Annotated in this window: 12 protein-coding genes; 6 read left to right on the top strand and 6 right to left on the bottom strand. The window is 74.5% G+C overall.

Annotated elements, in window-relative coordinates; all coding sequences use genetic code 11:
* Positions 1-13 precede the first annotated feature (13 nt).
* Complete coding sequence (locus AB0G50_RS12770; RefSeq protein WP_360106262.1) at positions 14-583, bottom strand: GNAT family N-acetyltransferase; 570 nt, start codon at positions 581-583, stop codon at positions 14-16.
* Positions 580-1,080: a YbaK/EbsC family protein gene (locus AB0G50_RS12775; protein WP_360106265.1), complete on the bottom strand. Its 501-nt coding sequence runs from the start codon at positions 1,078-1,080 to the stop codon at positions 580-582. Before AB0G50_RS12775 ends, AB0G50_RS12770 begins: the two co-directional genes overlap by 4 nt.
* A 178-nt stretch (positions 1,081-1,258) precedes the next feature.
* Between AB0G50_RS12775 and AB0G50_RS12780 the strand changes: the two genes are divergently transcribed.
* Both AB0G50_RS12780 and AB0G50_RS12785 read left to right on the top strand, forming a co-directional pair.
* Complete coding sequence (locus tag AB0G50_RS12780) at positions 1,259-1,675, top strand: SAV_6107 family HEPN domain-containing protein (RefSeq protein ID WP_360106268.1); 417 nt, start codon at positions 1,259-1,261, stop codon at positions 1,673-1,675.
* A complete protein-coding gene (locus tag AB0G50_RS12785) occupies positions 1,672-2,433 on the top strand; it encodes a maleylpyruvate isomerase N-terminal domain-containing protein (protein WP_360106271.1) in 762 nt (253 codons plus the stop codon). The genes AB0G50_RS12780 and AB0G50_RS12785 overlap by 4 nt, the downstream gene beginning before the upstream one ends.
* Here AB0G50_RS12785 and AB0G50_RS12790 read toward each other — a convergent pair.
* Positions 2,423-4,024, bottom strand: coding sequence for an alkaline phosphatase D family protein (locus AB0G50_RS12790; RefSeq protein WP_360106274.1), 1,602 nt, complete (start codon positions 4,022-4,024; stop codon positions 2,423-2,425). The genes AB0G50_RS12785 and AB0G50_RS12790 overlap by 11 nt on opposite strands.
* Positions 4,025-4,048: 24 nt before the next feature.
* Here AB0G50_RS12790 and AB0G50_RS12795 point away from each other — a divergent pair, with 24 nt between their 5' ends.
* The 4 genes from AB0G50_RS12795 to AB0G50_RS12810 all read left to right on the top strand — a co-directional run bounded on the left by AB0G50_RS12795 (position 4,049) and on the right by AB0G50_RS12810 (position 9,328).
* Complete coding sequence (locus AB0G50_RS12795; protein WP_360106276.1) at positions 4,049-4,759, top strand: VOC family protein; 711 nt, start codon at positions 4,049-4,051, stop codon at positions 4,757-4,759.
* 259 nt (positions 4,760-5,018) lie between these two features.
* On the top strand, positions 5,019-7,670 hold the full coding sequence (locus AB0G50_RS12800) for an ATP-binding protein (RefSeq protein ID WP_360106279.1): 2,652 nt from the start codon (positions 5,019-5,021) through the stop codon (positions 7,668-7,670).
* 22 nt (positions 7,671-7,692) lie between these two features.
* Positions 7,693-8,331 (top strand): GntR family transcriptional regulator, encoded by a 639-nt coding sequence (locus AB0G50_RS12805; protein ID WP_360106281.1) that lies wholly within the window; start codon positions 7,693-7,695, stop codon positions 8,329-8,331.
* Between the two features lies 1 nt (position 8,332).
* Positions 8,333-9,328: a 1-aminocyclopropane-1-carboxylate deaminase gene (locus AB0G50_RS12810; RefSeq protein WP_360106284.1), complete on the top strand. Its 996-nt coding sequence runs from the start codon at positions 8,333-8,335 to the stop codon at positions 9,326-9,328.
* Here AB0G50_RS12810 and AB0G50_RS12815 read toward each other — a convergent pair.
* From AB0G50_RS12815 to AB0G50_RS12825, 3 genes are all read right to left on the bottom strand, one after another.
* Positions 9,325-10,137, bottom strand: a complete 813-nt coding sequence (locus AB0G50_RS12815; protein ID WP_360106287.1) for a PHP domain-containing protein — start codon at positions 10,135-10,137, stop codon at positions 9,325-9,327. The two genes, AB0G50_RS12810 and AB0G50_RS12815, sit on opposite strands and share 4 nt — an antisense overlap.
* 64 nt (positions 10,138-10,201) lie before the next feature.
* Positions 10,202-10,648 carry a GNAT family N-acetyltransferase gene (locus AB0G50_RS12820; protein WP_360106290.1) on the bottom strand — a complete coding sequence of 149 codons (447 nt, stop codon included), beginning with the start codon at positions 10,646-10,648 and terminating at the stop codon, positions 10,202-10,204.
* Between the two features lie 740 nt (positions 10,649-11,388).
* Positions 11,389-16,206 (bottom strand): DEAD/DEAH box helicase, encoded by a 4,818-nt coding sequence (locus AB0G50_RS12825; protein ID WP_360106293.1) that lies wholly within the window; start codon positions 16,204-16,206, stop codon positions 11,389-11,391.
* Between the last annotated feature and the right edge of the window lie 65 nt (positions 16,207-16,271).

The raw sequence follows: 16,271 nt of genomic DNA on the forward strand, positions 1-16,271 counted from the left end.
GGCCCTCGCGGTCCTAAGAGGACTGCTCGACCGGCAGTTCCCGACCCAGCACCGCGAACGGCCTCGGGTCACCGGTGAACTGGTAGTGCCGCAGCACGTCCGCGAAGCCCATCCGGCGGTACAGCCGCCAGGCCTTGCTCGGACCCTCCGGAGTGGACAGCAGCACCCGCGCCGTCGGCACGCCGTCGAGCAGGCTGCGCAGCAGCTGCTCGCCGATGCCCCGGCTCTGCGCGCGCGGCAGCACGTGCAGCTCGGTCAGTTCGAAGTAGTCGCGCATCCACTCGTCCACCGCGCCGGGCCCGGCGACCAGGGTCAGCCCGTGGCGCACCTGCTCGTGCCACCACTGGCCGACCGAGCCGCGGTAGCCGTAGCCGATGCCGATCAGCTCGTCGTGCTCGCCCAGCGCCACCACGCACCGCCAGCCCTCGCGCAGCATGTGCGCCAACCACATGGGCGCGCGCTGCTCGGCGGTGCCGGGCGGGTAGTCCATCGCGCTCACGTACAGCGCCAGCGCCTCGTTCAGCCGGGCGTTCAGCTCGCGCGGCGACAGCTGGACCACGCGCGTGGCCGGCGCGGCGGTCACTTCGCCACCTCGGCGGGTGTGCCGCCGGTCAGCCCGACGAGGCCGTCGAACGTGGTCGGGTAGACGGCGTGCGGGTGACCGGCCGCCGCCCACACCACCTCGTACTGCCGAAGGTCGACGTCGACGAACGTGCGGATCGGCGCCGGGTGGCCGACCGGCGACACGCCGCCGATGACCTGGCCGGTGTGCTCGCGGACGAACTCCGGCGTCGCCCGGCGGATGGCGTCCGCGCCGGTCAGGGCGGCCAGCAGGTCGGTGTCCGCGCGGTGCGCGCCCGAGGTCAGCACCAGCAGCGGTGTCGTCACGCCGTCGTGCTCGGCGGCGAAGAGCAGGCTGTTGGCGATGGCCCCGACGGGCACGTCCACCGCGGCGGCGGCCTCGGCGGCGGTGCGGACGGCGTCCGCCAGCACGCGGACGCCGTCGGCCGACTCGTGGTGGCCCGCCTCGGCGAGGGCCGCCGCGACCTTGCGGATACCGGGGTGGTCGAGTGCGCTCACGCGTTCATGAGACCACGCGGGGTCGGGTTGAGGACTTCCGGGTTTACGGGTTACGCTGGCGAGGTTCGAACATCTGTTCGAGCTATGCCCTGGTGTGGGGCGGGGGAAGCGCCCCACACCAGGAGCCGCCGTCTCCCCGCGGCGGTGTCGATGTCCCGACGCCGCGAGGAGGCCGCCGATGTCCGTTGCGACCGACTTCCACCGAGTTCCCCTTCCCCTCCCGCCCGCGTCGGCGGTCGAACTCCTCCACCAGGCCGTGCGGTGCGTCGCCGAGGCGCACCGCGAACCCGAGCCCGCGCAGCGGTTCGCGGCCGCCTACCTGGCCGGGTTGCGCGCCGCCGCGGCCGTGCTCGCCGTGCGCGGTCGTCCGCACCGGGGCCGCGCCAAGCCGACCAGCGTGTGGGTGCTGCTGCCCGGGCTCGCGCCCGAGCTGCGCGAGTGGGCGACGTTCTTCGCGTCCTGCTCGGCGGCGCGGGCGCTGGTCCTGGCGGGCGTGACCCGGCACGTCACCCCGCGCGAGGCGGACGACCTGGTCCGCCAGGCCGAGCAGTTCACCGGGCTGGTCGACGCAATCGTGTACGAGGGCGGGCCGTGAGCAGGGGACTGGTCGACTACCGGGTGCTGCTGGACGTGATCACCGCGGAGGCCGGGCTGCTGGCGGCCGCGGTCGACGGGCAGCGCCCCGAACGGCAGGTGCCGGCGTGCCCCGGCCTGAACCTGGGCGAGGCCGCGCGGCACGTGGGCAGCACCTACCGGATGGTCACGACGTGGCTGCGCGAGGGCAGTCAGCCGCTGGTGTGGCAGCAGGACCCGTTCGACGGGCAGACGCTCGCCGAGTACGTGCGCGCCGGCGCGGGCCCGCTGGTCGAGGAGTTGGCCGTGCGCGAGCCCGAGGCGTTCTGCCGCACGTGGTGGCCCGACGAGCAGAACCACGCGTTCTGGGCGCGCCGGCTCGCGCACGAGTCGACCGTGCACCGGATGGACGTGCAGTCGGCGGCCGGGCTGCCGCTCTCGCCGGTGGCCGACGACGTGGCGGTGGACGGCGTCGACGAGGTGCTGTCGCTGTGGCTCGGGCACCGGCTGGACGTGCTGGGCGTGCGCGGCACCCGGGAGGCGACCGTGTCGCTGCGCACCGGCGGCCGGGTGTGGCTCGCGGGCTCCGGTCCGCGGCCCGCGACCGCCCGGCTGGTGCCGCGCGACGGGCCGTGGTCGGCGGACGGCGACGTGACCGCGCCGCCGACCACCCTGTACCGCTGGCTGTGGGGTCGGCTGCCGGACCGCGACGTGGTGACCCGCGGCGACCGCGACGCGATCGCCCAGTTGTGGGCGTTGCTGCGGCTGGCTACGAAGTAGGCAACCCCAGCTCGGCCACCTTGACGAGACCGCGCCCCTGCCGCGCGGTCTCCAGGGTGAACCGGGAGGAGCGGCCCGTGATCTCCAGGAACGCGATCGAGTTCCCGAAGTGCGGGCCGCTCACCTTCCGCCAGGCCACCGGGTCGGGCGAGATGCCGCGCAGGTCCGCGAGCCGGCGCAGCGCGCTCGCGATCGGCTTCGCCCAGGACAGCGCGAACGCGGCGCGGAAGATCTTCGGCGGGTCGTTGTGCACCGGCGAGCACACCAGTTGCAGCACCCTGGAGCGGGTGGGCTCGGCGTACCGGGCCTGCGCCGCGTAGCTGTGGTGCACGTCCCCGGACAGCACGCAGATCGTGGCCGGCGCGTCGGCGGCGCTGCCCAGCCGGTGGATCAGCCCGGCCAGCCGCTCGAACGACGCCCGGAACGCGGGCCAGTGCTCCAGGTCGGCGACCTGCCTGACCTTCTCGCCGAGCCGGCCGCGCCACCCCGGGAGACCTGCCGCGCGCTCGTTGAGCGACTGGAGGTGGCTCAGCCCGTGCGGCATCAGCCACGGCAGCGACGAGCCGATCAGCAGGTGGTCGAAGTCGCCGGAGGCGTTCTCCTCGATCCAGTCGAACTCCTCGTCGCCGACCATGAGCCGCTCGGGGCCGTCGAGGATCCGGCCGCTGCGGGTGTCGATCACCAGCAGCCTGATCCGGCCGAAGTCGCGGCGGTAGCTCCACCGGGTCGACTTGCGGCCGTCCACCTCCTTGTCGGCCTGCTCGGCGAAGTCCTCCAGCAACCCCCGGACGTCCTCGGTGGACTCGGTGACCTGCCGGAACAACTCGTTGCGGGCCAGCTCCTCCGGGCCGAGGTTGCCGATGTGCTGGTAGACCCAGTAGGACGCGAGACCGGCCCGGATGCGCCGGCCCCACCACGGCGTGCGCGCCATCTGCTCGCGCCACGGCCGCGAGGTGTTCCAGTCGTCGCGCACGTCGTGGTCGTCGAAGATCATCGACGTCGGCACGGTCGACATCAGCCAGCGGATCTCGGGGTCCGACCAGGACTCGTGGTACAGCTCGGCGTACTCGCGGAAGGACACCACCTCGCCCACCGGCTCCTCGTCGCCGCGCCGTTGCGCGAGCCACTCCTTGATCCGGGGCGTCGGCTCGTCGGCGTAGACCTGGTCGCCGAGCAGCAGCAGCGCGTGCGGCCACTGCCCCTCGGGCTGGTCCTTCATCCGCAGCGCGTACGCGTCCAGCGCGTCGGGGCCGAGCTTGTCCGCCTCCAGCGCGCCCGGCACGGCCTTGGCCGCCCGGCACGAGCCGAACACGATCCGCTCGACGGGGTGCGTCCGGATCCGGCACGGCGGGAAGTCCGAACCCGGTTCGGGCCACACCACCTCGTCGTCCAGCCGCACGTCGTACGCGGTCGAGGTGTCGGGCTCCAGCCCCTCCACGACCACCAGGGCGAAGTGCTGGTCGCCCACCTGGAAGGTTCGCGCGCGGTGCCCGGCGACGGACACCTCGCACGTGCCGTCGGTTTCCACCCACACGGTCGCCGAGGTCGCGTCGACGTGCCGCAACACCGGGCCCAGAACCAGCTCCGCCATGGCCGCAGACGTTACCGTTGCTCCGTGGCTACCAGGCTGTGCAACGTGGTGGTGGATGCGGCGGCCCCGGCGGCGGTGGGCCGGTTCTGGGCCCGGCTGCTCGGGCTGACGGCGGTCGTCGAGGACGACGGGGAGGTGGGCGTGGCCCTCGGCGGGGGCCTCGACCTGGTGTTCGTGCCGGTGCCGGAGCCGAAGAAGGTGAAGAACCGGGTGCACCTGGACCTGGCGTCCGCCTCGGAGGGCGACCAGCGGGCGATCGTGTCCCGGGCGGAGGCATTAGGCGCCCGGAGGGTCGACATCGGACAGCGCGGCGTGCCCTGGGTCGTCCTCGCCGATCCCGAGGGCAACGAGTTCTGCGTGCTGGAGCCGCGCGACGAGTACCTGGACCTGGGCCCGGTCGCCGCGATCGTGGTGGACGCGCTCGACCCGCGCGCCTCGGCGGTGTTCTGGTCGCACGCCACCGGCCTGCCCCTGGCCCGCTCGCACGACGAGTTCGCCTCGCTGCGCCCCGAAACGGGACCGTGGCTGGAGTTCGTCCGCACCACGACCCCCAAGTCGGTGAAGAACCGCGTGCACCTGGACGTGGCGCCCGGTCCCGGCGGCGACACCCGGCACGAGGTGGCCCGCCTGGAGTCCCTGGGCGCCCGCCGCGCCGACGTGGGTCAGTCCGCGGTCCGCTGGACCGTCCTGTCCGACCCCGAGTCCCACGAGTTCTGCGTTCTCACCCCGCGCTGACCCCGACCGGGTCCGGCGGGGTTCGCCGGACCCGGTCGACGCGGTCAGTCGGACCGGTCCTCACGCCCGGCCCGTGCCGCGGCCACGACCGCGGCGCAGAGCTGGAGCAGCGTCGTGGTGAGCGACAACCACGCGGTGGCCTCCGTGAGCAGTTCCGTCATTACCGCCTCCTTGTCCTTGTGCGGCAAGGAAAGCAGCGGTTCCGGGCCCGGCGGCCACACTTGGCGGACTTGGTTTTCTTGGTGCACGGGAGGCCTTGATGGGTGTCGACGGTGGTCGGGACGTCCTGCTCGACCTCCACCGCCGCAGCGGCAGTCCCTCGTACGCCGACCTGGCCCGCCGCTCGGAGATCGACGGCGACCCGGTGTCCGATCAGGCCTTCGCCAACCTGCTGGGCGGCAGGGGCAGGCCGCGGGCCCGGACCGTGGCCGCCTTCGTGTCGGCGTGCGTCCACTTCCTGTCCGGGCGCGCCGACCCGGACCTCACCGCGGGGCAGCGGTCCGCCGAGCACTGGTTGCGCCGCTACCGCGAGGGCGTGCCGGCGACCACCGGCGGTGACGAGCGCCCGCTGGTGGCGGTGGCGCCCGCGGTCGCCTACGTCGACCGCGACGACGTCGGCGGGTCCGTCGCGGACGCGGTCGCCGACCCGGCGGTCCGGCTCGTGGTGGTGACCGGCGACTCCGGCAACGGGAAGTCCCGCCTGGTGTACGAGGTGCTGAACCGGCTGCACGCGGACCGGGTCGGCACCGTGCACCTGTTCAGCGCCGAGAGCGAGCCGACGCTGGTGGAGAGCGTCATCGGCCGGCTGGGCGACCGGGTGGCCGGCGACGCGCCCGCCGACGTCCTGCCGCGCCTGCTGGCGCACCTCGCGGCCCGGAGGGCGCGCGGCCCGGTGGTCGTCGGGCTGGACGACGTGGTCGCGTACCCGCTGGTCAAGCGCTTCCTCGAGGTCGCCGACACGGTGGTCGTCACGGCGGCGCACGACCTCGTGCCGCCCGACGTGCCGCACACGTGCGTCCGGGTCGGGCCGCTGTCGGTGGCGGCCGGCACCGCCCTGGTGCGCCGGTTCGTCCCGGACATCGGCGACGAGGACGCCCGGCGGGTGCTGTGGCACACCGGCGGCAAACCGCGGGTGGTCATCGACTGCCTGAGCGTGTTCGCCACGCTCGGCATGACGGTCGACGCGCTGTGCGACCAGCTGTCGACCTCGCCCCGCGCGCTGCTGTCCTCGGTCGGCCGAGGCGAGCGGTCCGTGGTCCACGCCTACGAGTCGTTCGCCGCCGAACTGGCCGAGCACGACCCCCGGGCACACGAACTGCTCGCGGTCCTCGCGCTCACCGCGTTCCGCCCGGCCTCCGAGGAGATGCTGCGCCACGTCCTCGCCCGGCTCGCCGACGAGGCCGGGAACCCGCTTCGCGCGGGGGAGTTCGAGCGCTGCCTGTACGTCGTCACCACCCGGCTGAACCTCGACCGGTGGCACGGCGGCCTGGTCCGGGTGAACACCCTGACCGGTCGGATCTTCGCCGACCTGTTCGAGCCCCGCCGCGAGGTCGTCTCCCGCGCGGTGGTCCACGCCTACGCGGCGCTGCCCGTCGAGAAGGTCCCCGCCGCGTACGAGATCACCCGCCTGCCGTGGATCTGGCGGCTCGCCGACGCGCTGTACCACTTCGCGGCGCCGCTGTCCCGCGACCCGGAGGTCGACTTCCGGGCGACCGTGCTCGCGGCGTGCACCGGTTTGACCGCCCTGGGCGAGCGGTTCGGCTGCGAGATGCTCCTGCGGCACCTGGCGGGGCTCGAGGCGCGGGGCGACCTCGTCCTGCCGCCCGCCGTCGTGCTCTGGGCGGAGAGCTTCAAGTGCCTCGTCGGCGCGACCACCCGGGCCGAGTACCTGCGCCACCTCGTCGCGAACCAGGACGAGGTCGAGCGGGTCATGGGTGTGGCCGAGGCGTCCGAGACGTTCTACGCGCTGTCCTACCAGCACTCCCAGCGCGCGGAGATCGCCTGGATCAGGGCCTCGGCCATCGCCGAATCGGCGGGCGAGCACTTCCGCACCGACACCCTGCGCCGGTTCGGCGAGGCGTGCGCCGTCGTCGCCGACTCCCGGGCGTGGACGGGTGACCTCCGAGACGCCGACGACATCTGGACCCGGATGCTCGACCTGATCACCGCCAACGCCGACCAGGACCACGGCGAGCGGTGGTCCTCCGCGCTCGACGTCGCGGCGACCGCGGTCGAGCACCACTCCCAGGCGTTCGACCACGTCAAGGCCGAGAAGTGGTGGGCCGTCCTCGCGGACAGCCACCTGAGGTCCCTCCGGTCGCACGGTCCCCGGCCCCACTTCACCAGCCGGTTCCTGTCCGGTCGGGCCTGGTTCTCCCGGGTCTCGGCGACCGTCAAGGGCGGCAACGTGGTGGAGTCCTTCGAGGCCTTCCTCGGCAGCGCCGCGTGGTTCCACGACGACCGCGACGTCCGGGCGGGCCTGGCCGACCTGGTCGAGGCGGCCGTGCTCGGGCTCTGGATCACCCTCCAGGACGACGTGGACCCGAAGGTCCTCACCGCGGTCGACCGGGTACCCGACCGGGCGGAACTCCGGTCGCGCGCCTCCCGGCTGGGCGAACTGCACCTCTACCACCACCTCGTCCTGGCCGAGCGGGTCGCCGAGACCGTCGTCCACGGCCCGGACGAGCGCACGGCGGCCTTCGCCCGCCGGACCGCGTTCCGGGCCGCCGACGACTTCGAGCAGGCTCGCCTCTACCGCCTCGCCTGCGGCCTGGGGCACGTGAACGGCCCGGGTCCGCTCACCACCGCGTTCACCGCCGCCATGGCCGACCTGGGGCAGCTCTGGACGCCCGACGACCTCGACAACCTCGCCCACCACGGCAGGTACCCCAGTGGCCTGTTGCTGATGTGAGCCGTTCGGCCTAGGGTGCGGTATGCAATATATTGGCCGGGCGCTGTACCGGGATCAGGCGTTGACCCAGATCAGGGCCGCGATCCTGGTCGGCGAACTGGCTCCTGGCACGCCCATCAAAGACGTCGAGCTGGCCGAGCGGCTCGGGTTGTCGCGGACGCCGGTGCGCGAGGCGTTGGCGCGGTTGACCGACGAGGGGCTCGTGGAGTCCAAGCCGCACAGCTACACGCGCGTGACGCCGTTGGACACGAGCGCGGTGCAGGACGCACACGCCGTGGTGCAGGCGATGCACGCGCTCGCGGCGCGGCTGGCGGTGCCGCGGTTCACCGGCGCGGACGTGGCGGAGATGCGCGAGGCCAACGCCCGGTTCGCGGCGGCGCTGGCGGCCGGTGACGTGCCGGGCGCGCTCGCGGCGGACGACGGGTTCCACGGGGTGGCGGTGCGGGTCGGCGCGAACTTCGCCGTCACGGCCACGATCGAGCGCTACACGCCGCTGGTGCGGCGGCTGGAACTGCTGCGCTTCTCCTCGCCGCCCGGCCGCCACTCGGTGGCCATGCACGAGGAGATCGTCACCGCCTGCGCCGCCGGTGACGCGGACCTGGCCGGACGGCTGACCGAGCGCAACTGGGCGACCCTGACCGCACTGCTGGAGGAGAACTGACATGGCGCTGACCGACTTCGCGCGCTTCCCCCTGACGTTCGGGCCGTCGCCGGTGCACCCGCTGGAGCGGCTGACCCGGCACCTGGGCGGCGCGTCGGTGTGGGCGAAGCGGGAGGACTGCAACTCCGGCCTCGCCTACGGCGGCAACAAGACGCGCAAGCTCGAGTACCTGGTGGCGGACGCGCTGGCGACCGGCTGCGACACCCTGGTGTCCATCGGCGGCGTGCAGTCCAACCACACCAGGCAGGTCGCCGCGGCGGCGGCGCGGGCCGGGTTGAAGTGCGTGCTGGTGCAGGAGAGCTGGGTCGACTGGCCGGACGCGGTGTACGACCGGGTCGGCAACATCCTGCTGAGCCGGATGATGGGCGCGGACGTGCGACTCGTCGAGGCCGGGTTCGGCATCGGCGTGAAACCCGCGTGGGAACAGGCGATCGAGGACGTGCGCGCGGCCGGCGGCACGCCGTACCCGATCCCGGCGGGCGCGTCGGACCACCCGCTCGGCGGGCTCGGGTTCGCCGGGTGGGCGGCCGAGGTCGAACGGCAGGAGGCCGAGCTGGGTGTCCGGTTCGACACCGTGGTGGTGTGCTCGGTGACCGGCAGCACGCAGGCGGGCATGGTGGCCGGGTTCGTCGGGTCGGGTCGGCGGATCATCGGCGTCGACGCGTCCGCCAAGCCCGCCGAGACCCGGGACCAGGTGCTGCGGATCGCCCGGGCCACCGGGCGGCTGCTCGACGTCGAGGTGGCCGACGCCGACGTGCTGCTGGACGAGCGGTTCCACGAGGGCGTCTACGGCGTCCCCGGCGAGTCCACCGTGGACGCCATGAGGCTGGGCGCCCGGTTGGAGGGCATGATCACCGACCCGGTGTACGAGGGCAAGTCGTTGGCCGGGTTGGTCGAACTCGTGTCGACGGGCGAGATCCCGCGCGACTCGAACGTCCTCTACGCGCACCTGGGCGGGCAGCCGGCCGTGAACGCCTACAGCGCGTTGTTCCGCTAGCGGGTCCAGAAGTCCGGGCCCGGCTGGAAGCCGTGCGCCTGCGCGATGGCGGCGGCGTGCGCGAAACCCCGACCGACCTCGGTCGGCTCGTGCGCGTCGCTGCCGAACGCCACCGCCCGTCCGCCGACGCCGCGCCACCAGCGGACGACGTGCTCGGACAGCGGCACCCGGCTGTTGATCTCCAGCACCCGGCCGCTGCGCGCGAGGGCCCGCAGCACGACCCGGAACTCCTCCTCGAAGTCGGCGGGGTTCTCCCGGTAGTAGCGGAACGGGTAGTCGACGTGGGCCAGCACCTCGAACGGCACCGCGGAGTCCACCAGCTCCAGCACCTCGGCGAGGTAGCCGCGCACGATCTCGGCGGCGGGCGCGTCGACCGTGCCGACCTCGCGCCACCACGTCCCGTCGCGCACCGCGTGCACCGCGCCGACCACCCGGTCGAACCGGTCACCGCCGAGCAGGGCCGCGGTCTCCGCCGGGTGCAGGTGCGGCTCGCCCAACTCGACCCCGGTCAGGATCCGCAGGCCGGGGAACAGCTCCCGGCACTTGCGCACCCGGTCCAGGTAGCCGTTCACGTCGAACGCGGGCGCCCGCACCACCCCGTCCGCACCGAGCCGCTCGCGGAGGAACCCGGGCAACCGCGGCACCGCCTCGGCCGGCACGAACCACGGCGTGAAGTCGGCGTGCTCGGTGAACACGACCGAGTCCAACCCGACCCGCACCGCCCGCGCGCACGTCTCCGCCATCGCCCCGCCGGGCGCGTCCCAGGACCACTCGCTGTGCACGTGCCCGTCCTGCGGCAAGGATCTCATGATCACAGGACGTGCGACTTGTGGAACGGGTTGCGCACCGGAACCCCTGTCCCGGCCGCGTTCCTCAGACCTGTTCCCGGCGGTGGTAGGTGTAGAGCACGAGCCCCTGGTGGTGCCTGGCCACCCGGTCGTACAACGCCCGTGCCGGCGCGTCCTCCAGCGTGTTCCAGTACAGGCCGGGAAACCCGTGCTCCTCGGCGTCCCGCGCCACCCACGCGAGCAGAGCCGTCCCGACACCCCGCCGCCGCACCCGCGGGTCGACGAACAGGTCCGCCAGGTAGCACTTCCCGCCGAACCAGACGCTGTCGTGGAACAGGTAGTTCGCGATGCCGACCATCCTGCCGTCGACCCGGGCCCCGACCCCGCGCACCCGCTCGACCCCCACGATCCGCCGCCAGGTCCGCTCGTACCTGTCGTCGCCCATCTCGCCGCCGAAGTGCCCGTGGTGAGCCCGGGCGAGCACCTCCCACTCGGCGCGGTCGGGTTCGGTCAGCACGCGGATCTCCACCACACCCCCATCCTGCCCGAGAACCGGCCCCACCCGACCCGCCGCGCTTTCCGCCGGGTTGAGCGACATCGGAGGCCCGTACTCGGACCGCGCCGGCACGTGCAGGCGCACTTCCGTTGCACGACAACGTTTCCCGCCGCCGGCACAGTCAGGCGAAGGCACCCGTGCCCCGACACGCGACTTGCACACCCAACCCGCTCCACGCCCGCGCCGCTCGCCCGACCGACGCCGCTCGCCCGACCGACGTGCTCGCCCCCGAGCCGACGCCTTGCGATCGCCGCACCGCAGCCGGCGCCCCCGCTCGGCAGCCCAGCCTCCGCGACCGGCGGCTGACGGCCTCCGATCTGCGCCCAGGCCTCGCGATCCGCGGTCCCAGGCTTCGGGACCCGACCAGCGGCCTGTGGCCCGCCCCCGCGACCTACGGCCCGACACCCGGCCGTCGCCCACGACTGCCGATCCCCGCCGGCGGCCCATGATCGGCGCGGCCCAGCCCTCGCGACCGGCGGCCTCCGAGCTGCGTCCAGGCCCCAGGCCTCGTGACCGGCGGCCCCGGATCCCCGCCGGCGGCCCAGGCTTCGCGACTGGCGGCCATCGGGCTGCGCCCAGGCCCCAGGCCTCGCGGGCGGCGGCCTCCGGGCGGCGTCCAGGCCTCAGACCCCAGGCCTCAGGTACCTGGACCAGCGGCCAGGCTCGACCTCTGCGTTCGGGGCCGGTCGACGTGGCGGTGGCCGGAGGGCGGGTGGTCAGGGGCGGAGGCGTAGGCCCTGAGGTGTGGCTCGGAAGCCTGCTTCCTGGAGGATTGTCGACAGTTTCGTGCCCAGCGCCACCTCCCCGTCCGCCTTCTGCACGGCCAGGCGGCCGAGCCAGCCGTCCCGGACCGCGCGGCTCAGGGCTTGGGCCGCGGCGCGGAGGGCCGGTTCGTCGTCGGTGAAGGTCAGCAGCGAGCGGCCGCCGCGTTCCACGTACAGGGCGGGCACGCCGTCCGCCAGCACGGTCAGCGCGCCGGACTTGCGGCCCGGGCGGTGTTTCGTGTCGCCGACCGGGTCCGGCCACGACAGCGCCGCGCCGTAGGGCTGGGCCGGGTCGGCGGCGGCCAGGACCACGGCACGGGGGTCGCCCAGGTGGTCCTGGTCCGGCGCGCGGGACGACGCGCGCAGCCGGTCCACGGCGCCCTTGGCCGCGAACTGCGCGGCGCCCAGGCCCTCGACCACGTAACCGCGCACCACCTGGCCGGACTCCTCCATCATCCGCAGCACCCGGTACACCCCGCTGAACCCGCCCGTCACCCGTTCGGTGTCCAGCGCGCCCCTGGTCAGCACGCCGTGCCGCTCCAGGAACGCCTCGGCCCGCGCGTGCGCCCGGCGGGTCGGGTCGGCGCCCGGCAGCACGGCGAGCGACCACCGCCCGGCCACCGTCGGCGGACCCGTGCGGCTGGGCAGGTCCGGCCGGCCCGCCCGCATCCGCGCGTACCGGCCGCGCGGCGCGGCACGCCGGGGTTTGTGCGCCGCGCCGCCACCCGCGACCAGCGCGCGCAACGGCGCGAGGGTGTCGTTGGTGACCACGCCCGCCCACACCAGGTCCCACAGCGCGCCGACCACCTCGCCGTCGGACGTCGGCCCCTGGAGCGACACCCGGTCGACCACCTGCCGGAAGAACAGCGCGCCACCGCCCAGCGACTCCAGCACCGCCAGGTGCAGCGGCGACTCCGGCCGCGCCTCGGGCACCAGGTCCGGCAGCAGCAGGTCGGCCACGTCCGTCGGCGCGAGCGCGACCCAGCCGTCACCGCCGGACAGCGAGCCGCACCCCGTCCAGGTGACCTCGCCCGACGCGGTCAGCTCGTCCAGCAGCGCGGGGTGGTAGCCGGGCAGCCGCGAGGGCAGCAGCAGCGACTCGACGGCGCTCGCCGGCAGCGGCGCGCCGGCCAGCTGCTCGACCACCGAGTACACGTCGTCGACCGTCGGCCCGGACCGCCGTCGCACGCCGATCCCGTGCCAGCCCGGCAGGAACCGGCCGAGCGCGGCGGGCTCCACCGGCTCCACCTCGGCGCGCAGCCGCGCCAGCGACGCCCGCCGCAACCGCCGCAGCACGTCGGCGTCGCAGTACTCGGTGTGCGTGCCGCCCGGCCGCAGCTCGCCGCGCACCAGCCGACCGGTGCCCGCCATCCGCTCCAGCACGCCCGTCACCACCGCCACGCCCAGCCCGAACCGCTCGGCGGCCTGCGCGGCGGGGAACGGACCGTGCGTGCGCGCGTACCGGGACAGCAGATCTCCCACCGGGTCCGCGACCGGCTCGGTGAACACCTCGGGCACCCCGACCGGCAGCGCCACGCCCAGCGCGTCGCGCACCCGGCCCGCGTCCTCGACCGCGATCACCCGCTCCTGCCCGGCGATCCGCACCCGCAGCACCCGCCGCTGCGCCACCAGGTCCGCCAGCCACTCCGGCCGGACGCCGCGCTCGGCCGCCTCCGCCTCCGACAGGTCGCCCAGGAACCGCACCAGGTCGGCGGCGCCCTCCGCGTCCCGCGCGTGCCGGTCGGGAGCGAGGCGTTGCAGCGCGCGCTCGACCTCCTCGACCACCTCCGGGTCGAGCAGCTCGCGGATGGCCTCGGACCCCAGCAGTTCCGCCAGCAGCGCCGAGTCCAGCGACAGCGCGGCGGCCCGGCGCTCGGCCAACGGCGTGTCCGCGTCGTAGAGGAACATGCCGACGTAGCCGAACAGCAGGCTGCGCGCGAACGGCGACGGCGACGGCGTCTCCACCTCGACCACCCGCACCCGGCGCGCCCGCACGTCGGACATCAGCTCCTTGAGCCCCGGCACGTCGTACACGTCCTGGAGGCACTCGCGCATCGCCTCCAGCACCACGGGGAAGCTCTCGTGCTTCGCCGCCACCGACAGCAGTTGCGCCGACCGCTGCCGCTGCTGCCACAACGGGGTGCGGCGGCGCGGGTCGCGGCGGGGCAGCAGCAGGGACCGGGCCGCGCACTCCCGGAACCGGGCCGCGAACAGCGCCGAGCCGCCCACCTCGGCCACCACGACCTGCTCGACCTCGTCCGGGTCGAGCAGCACGTCCTCGGCGCCCGCCACGACCGCGGCACCGTCCAGGTCGACCGCGTCCGGCAGCCGGATCACGATGCCGTCGTCCGAGTGCGCCGTCTGCACCTCGACACCGCGCCGCTCGCGCAACCCGGCCGCGATCGCCAGCGCCCACGGCGCGTTGACCTGCGCGCCGAACGGCGAGTGCACCACCAGCCGCCAGTCGCCCAGCTCGTCGCGGAACCGCTCCACCAGCACCGTGCGGTCGTTCGGCACGTGCCGGGTCGCCTCGCGCTGCTCGGTCAGGTACGCCACCAGGTTCGAGGTCGCCCACGCGTCCAGCCCGGCCCGCGCGGTCCGCTCGGCGGCCGCCTCGGGGTCCATTGTGGACACTTCGCGGAGGAACTTCCCCAGCGCCCGCCCCAGTTCCAGCGGACGACCGGGCGAGTCGCCCTTCCAGAACGGCATCCGCGCGGGTTGACCGGGCGCGGGCACCACGATCACCCGGTCGTGGGTGATGTCCTCGACCCGCCACGACGAGGTGCCCAGCAGGAACGTGTCGCCGACCCGCGACTCGTACACCATCTCCTCGTCCAGCTCGCCCACCCGCGAACCCGGACCGCTCTCGGACGACGGCGTCATCACCGCGAACAGGCCGCGGTCGGGGATCGTGCCGCCGGAGGTCACCGCCAGCCGCTGCGCGCCGGGCCGCCCGCGCAGCTCGCCGGTGATCCGGTCCCAGGTGATCCGCGGCCGCAGCTCGCCGAACTCCTCGGACGGGTAGCGGCCGGACAGCATGTCGAGCACGGCGCGCAGCGCGGCCTCGGGCAGCGCGGCGAACGGCGCGGCCCGGCGCACCAGCCCGGCCAGCGCCTCGACCGTCCACGTCTCCATCGCGACCATCGCGACCACGTGCTGCGCCAGCACGTCCAGCGGGTTGCGCGGGTAGCGGACGGCCTCGATCGCGCCGTCCCGCATGCGCTCGGCGACCACCGCGCACGACACCAGGTCGCCCCGGAACTTGGGGAACATGATCCCGCGCGACACCGCGCCCACCTGGTGCCCGGCGCGCCCCACGCGTTGCAGCCCGGAGGCGACCGTGGGCGGCGCCTCGACCTGGACCACGAGGTCGACCGCGCCCATGTCGATGCCGAGTTCGAGCGACGACGTCGCGACCACGCAGGGCAGCCGGCCGGACTTGAGCTCCTCCTCCACGACGGTCCGCTGCTCGCGCGACATGGACCCGTGGTGCGCCCGCGCGATCGTCGCCGCCCGCTGCGTGGTGACCCCCGACTGCCCCACCGCCTCCGCCGCGAACTTCTCCCGCCGCGCCCGCCGCTCGTCCGGCCGGACGTCGGTGCGGACCTCGGCCCGGATCGCGGCGCCGACGTCGGGCCGCCCGTCCCGGGGGAAGCCGGTGGCGAAGACCGGACCGAGGCGGTCGGACGACGCGTCGGTATCGGGCGAGTCGGCGTCGGGGGAGTCGGTGTCGTCCAGCAGGTCGGCGGGCAGCCGGCCGAAGTCGGCCAGGCCCAGGTCGCGCCACCGCTCGTCCGCCGGCACGCCCTCGGGCAGGTCCAGGTCGGGCAGGGCGGCCCGCTCGGCCTCCTCCTCGGCCAGTTCGTTCAGCCGCGCCGTCAGCCGCTCGGCCAGCCGGCGCGAGTTCGCGAACACGATCGTGGACCGGTGCCGCCGGACCAGGTCCAGCACCCGCTGCTCCACCGCGGGCCAGATCGACGCCCGCCGCTCCGCGCCCGCCGCCGAACCCGACACCTCGCCCGTCGGCTCGCCCAGCACGGACATGTCCTCGACCGGCACCTCCACCTCGACCTCGATGGTCTTGGCGATCTTCGGCTGCACGTGCGTCACCGGCCGCCCGCCCGCGAGGAACGCGCTCACCTCCTCGACCGGCCGCACCGTCGCCGACAGGCCGATCCGCTGGGCCGGCCGCTCCAACAACGCGTCCAGCCGTTCGAGGGACAGCGCCAGGTGCGCGCCGCGCTTGGTGCCGGCGACCGCGTGCACCTCGTCCACGATCACCGTCTCGACCCCGCGCAGCGACTCGCGCGCCTGCGAGGTCAGCACCAGGAACAGCGACTCGGGCGTGGTCACCAGCACGTCCGGCGGCGTGCGGGCGAACGACCGCCGCTCGTCCGCCGGCGTGTCACCGGTGCGCATGCCGACCGTGATCGCGGGCTCGGGCAGCGACAGCCGGTGCGCGGCCTGCCGGATGCCCGCGAGCGGCGCGCGCAGGTTCCGCTCCACGTCCACGGCCAGCGCTTTCAGCGGTGAGATGTAGAGCACCCGGCAGCGTCGCCTCGGGTCGGCGGGCGCCGGGCCGGACGCGAGTTTGTCCAGCGCCCAGAGGAACGCGGCCAGCGTCTTGCCCGAGCCCGTCGGCGCCACGACCAGCGCGTGCTCGCCCTTGGCCGCCGCGGCCCACGCGCCCGCCTGGGCGGCGGTGGGCGCGGCGAAGGCCCCGGCGAACCACTGCCGGGTCGCCGGGGAGAAAGCCGCCAGAACGTCCACGGTGACATCTTGACCGAGGGGTACGACAATTTCCGATTACGGCCGGGGCGGTATCCGCCATCGGC

The sequence above is a fragment of the Actinosynnema sp. NPDC020468 genome (assembly GCF_040642015.1).
In the GTDB taxonomy this organism is placed as follows: domain Bacteria; phylum Actinomycetota; class Actinomycetes; order Mycobacteriales; family Pseudonocardiaceae; genus Actinosynnema.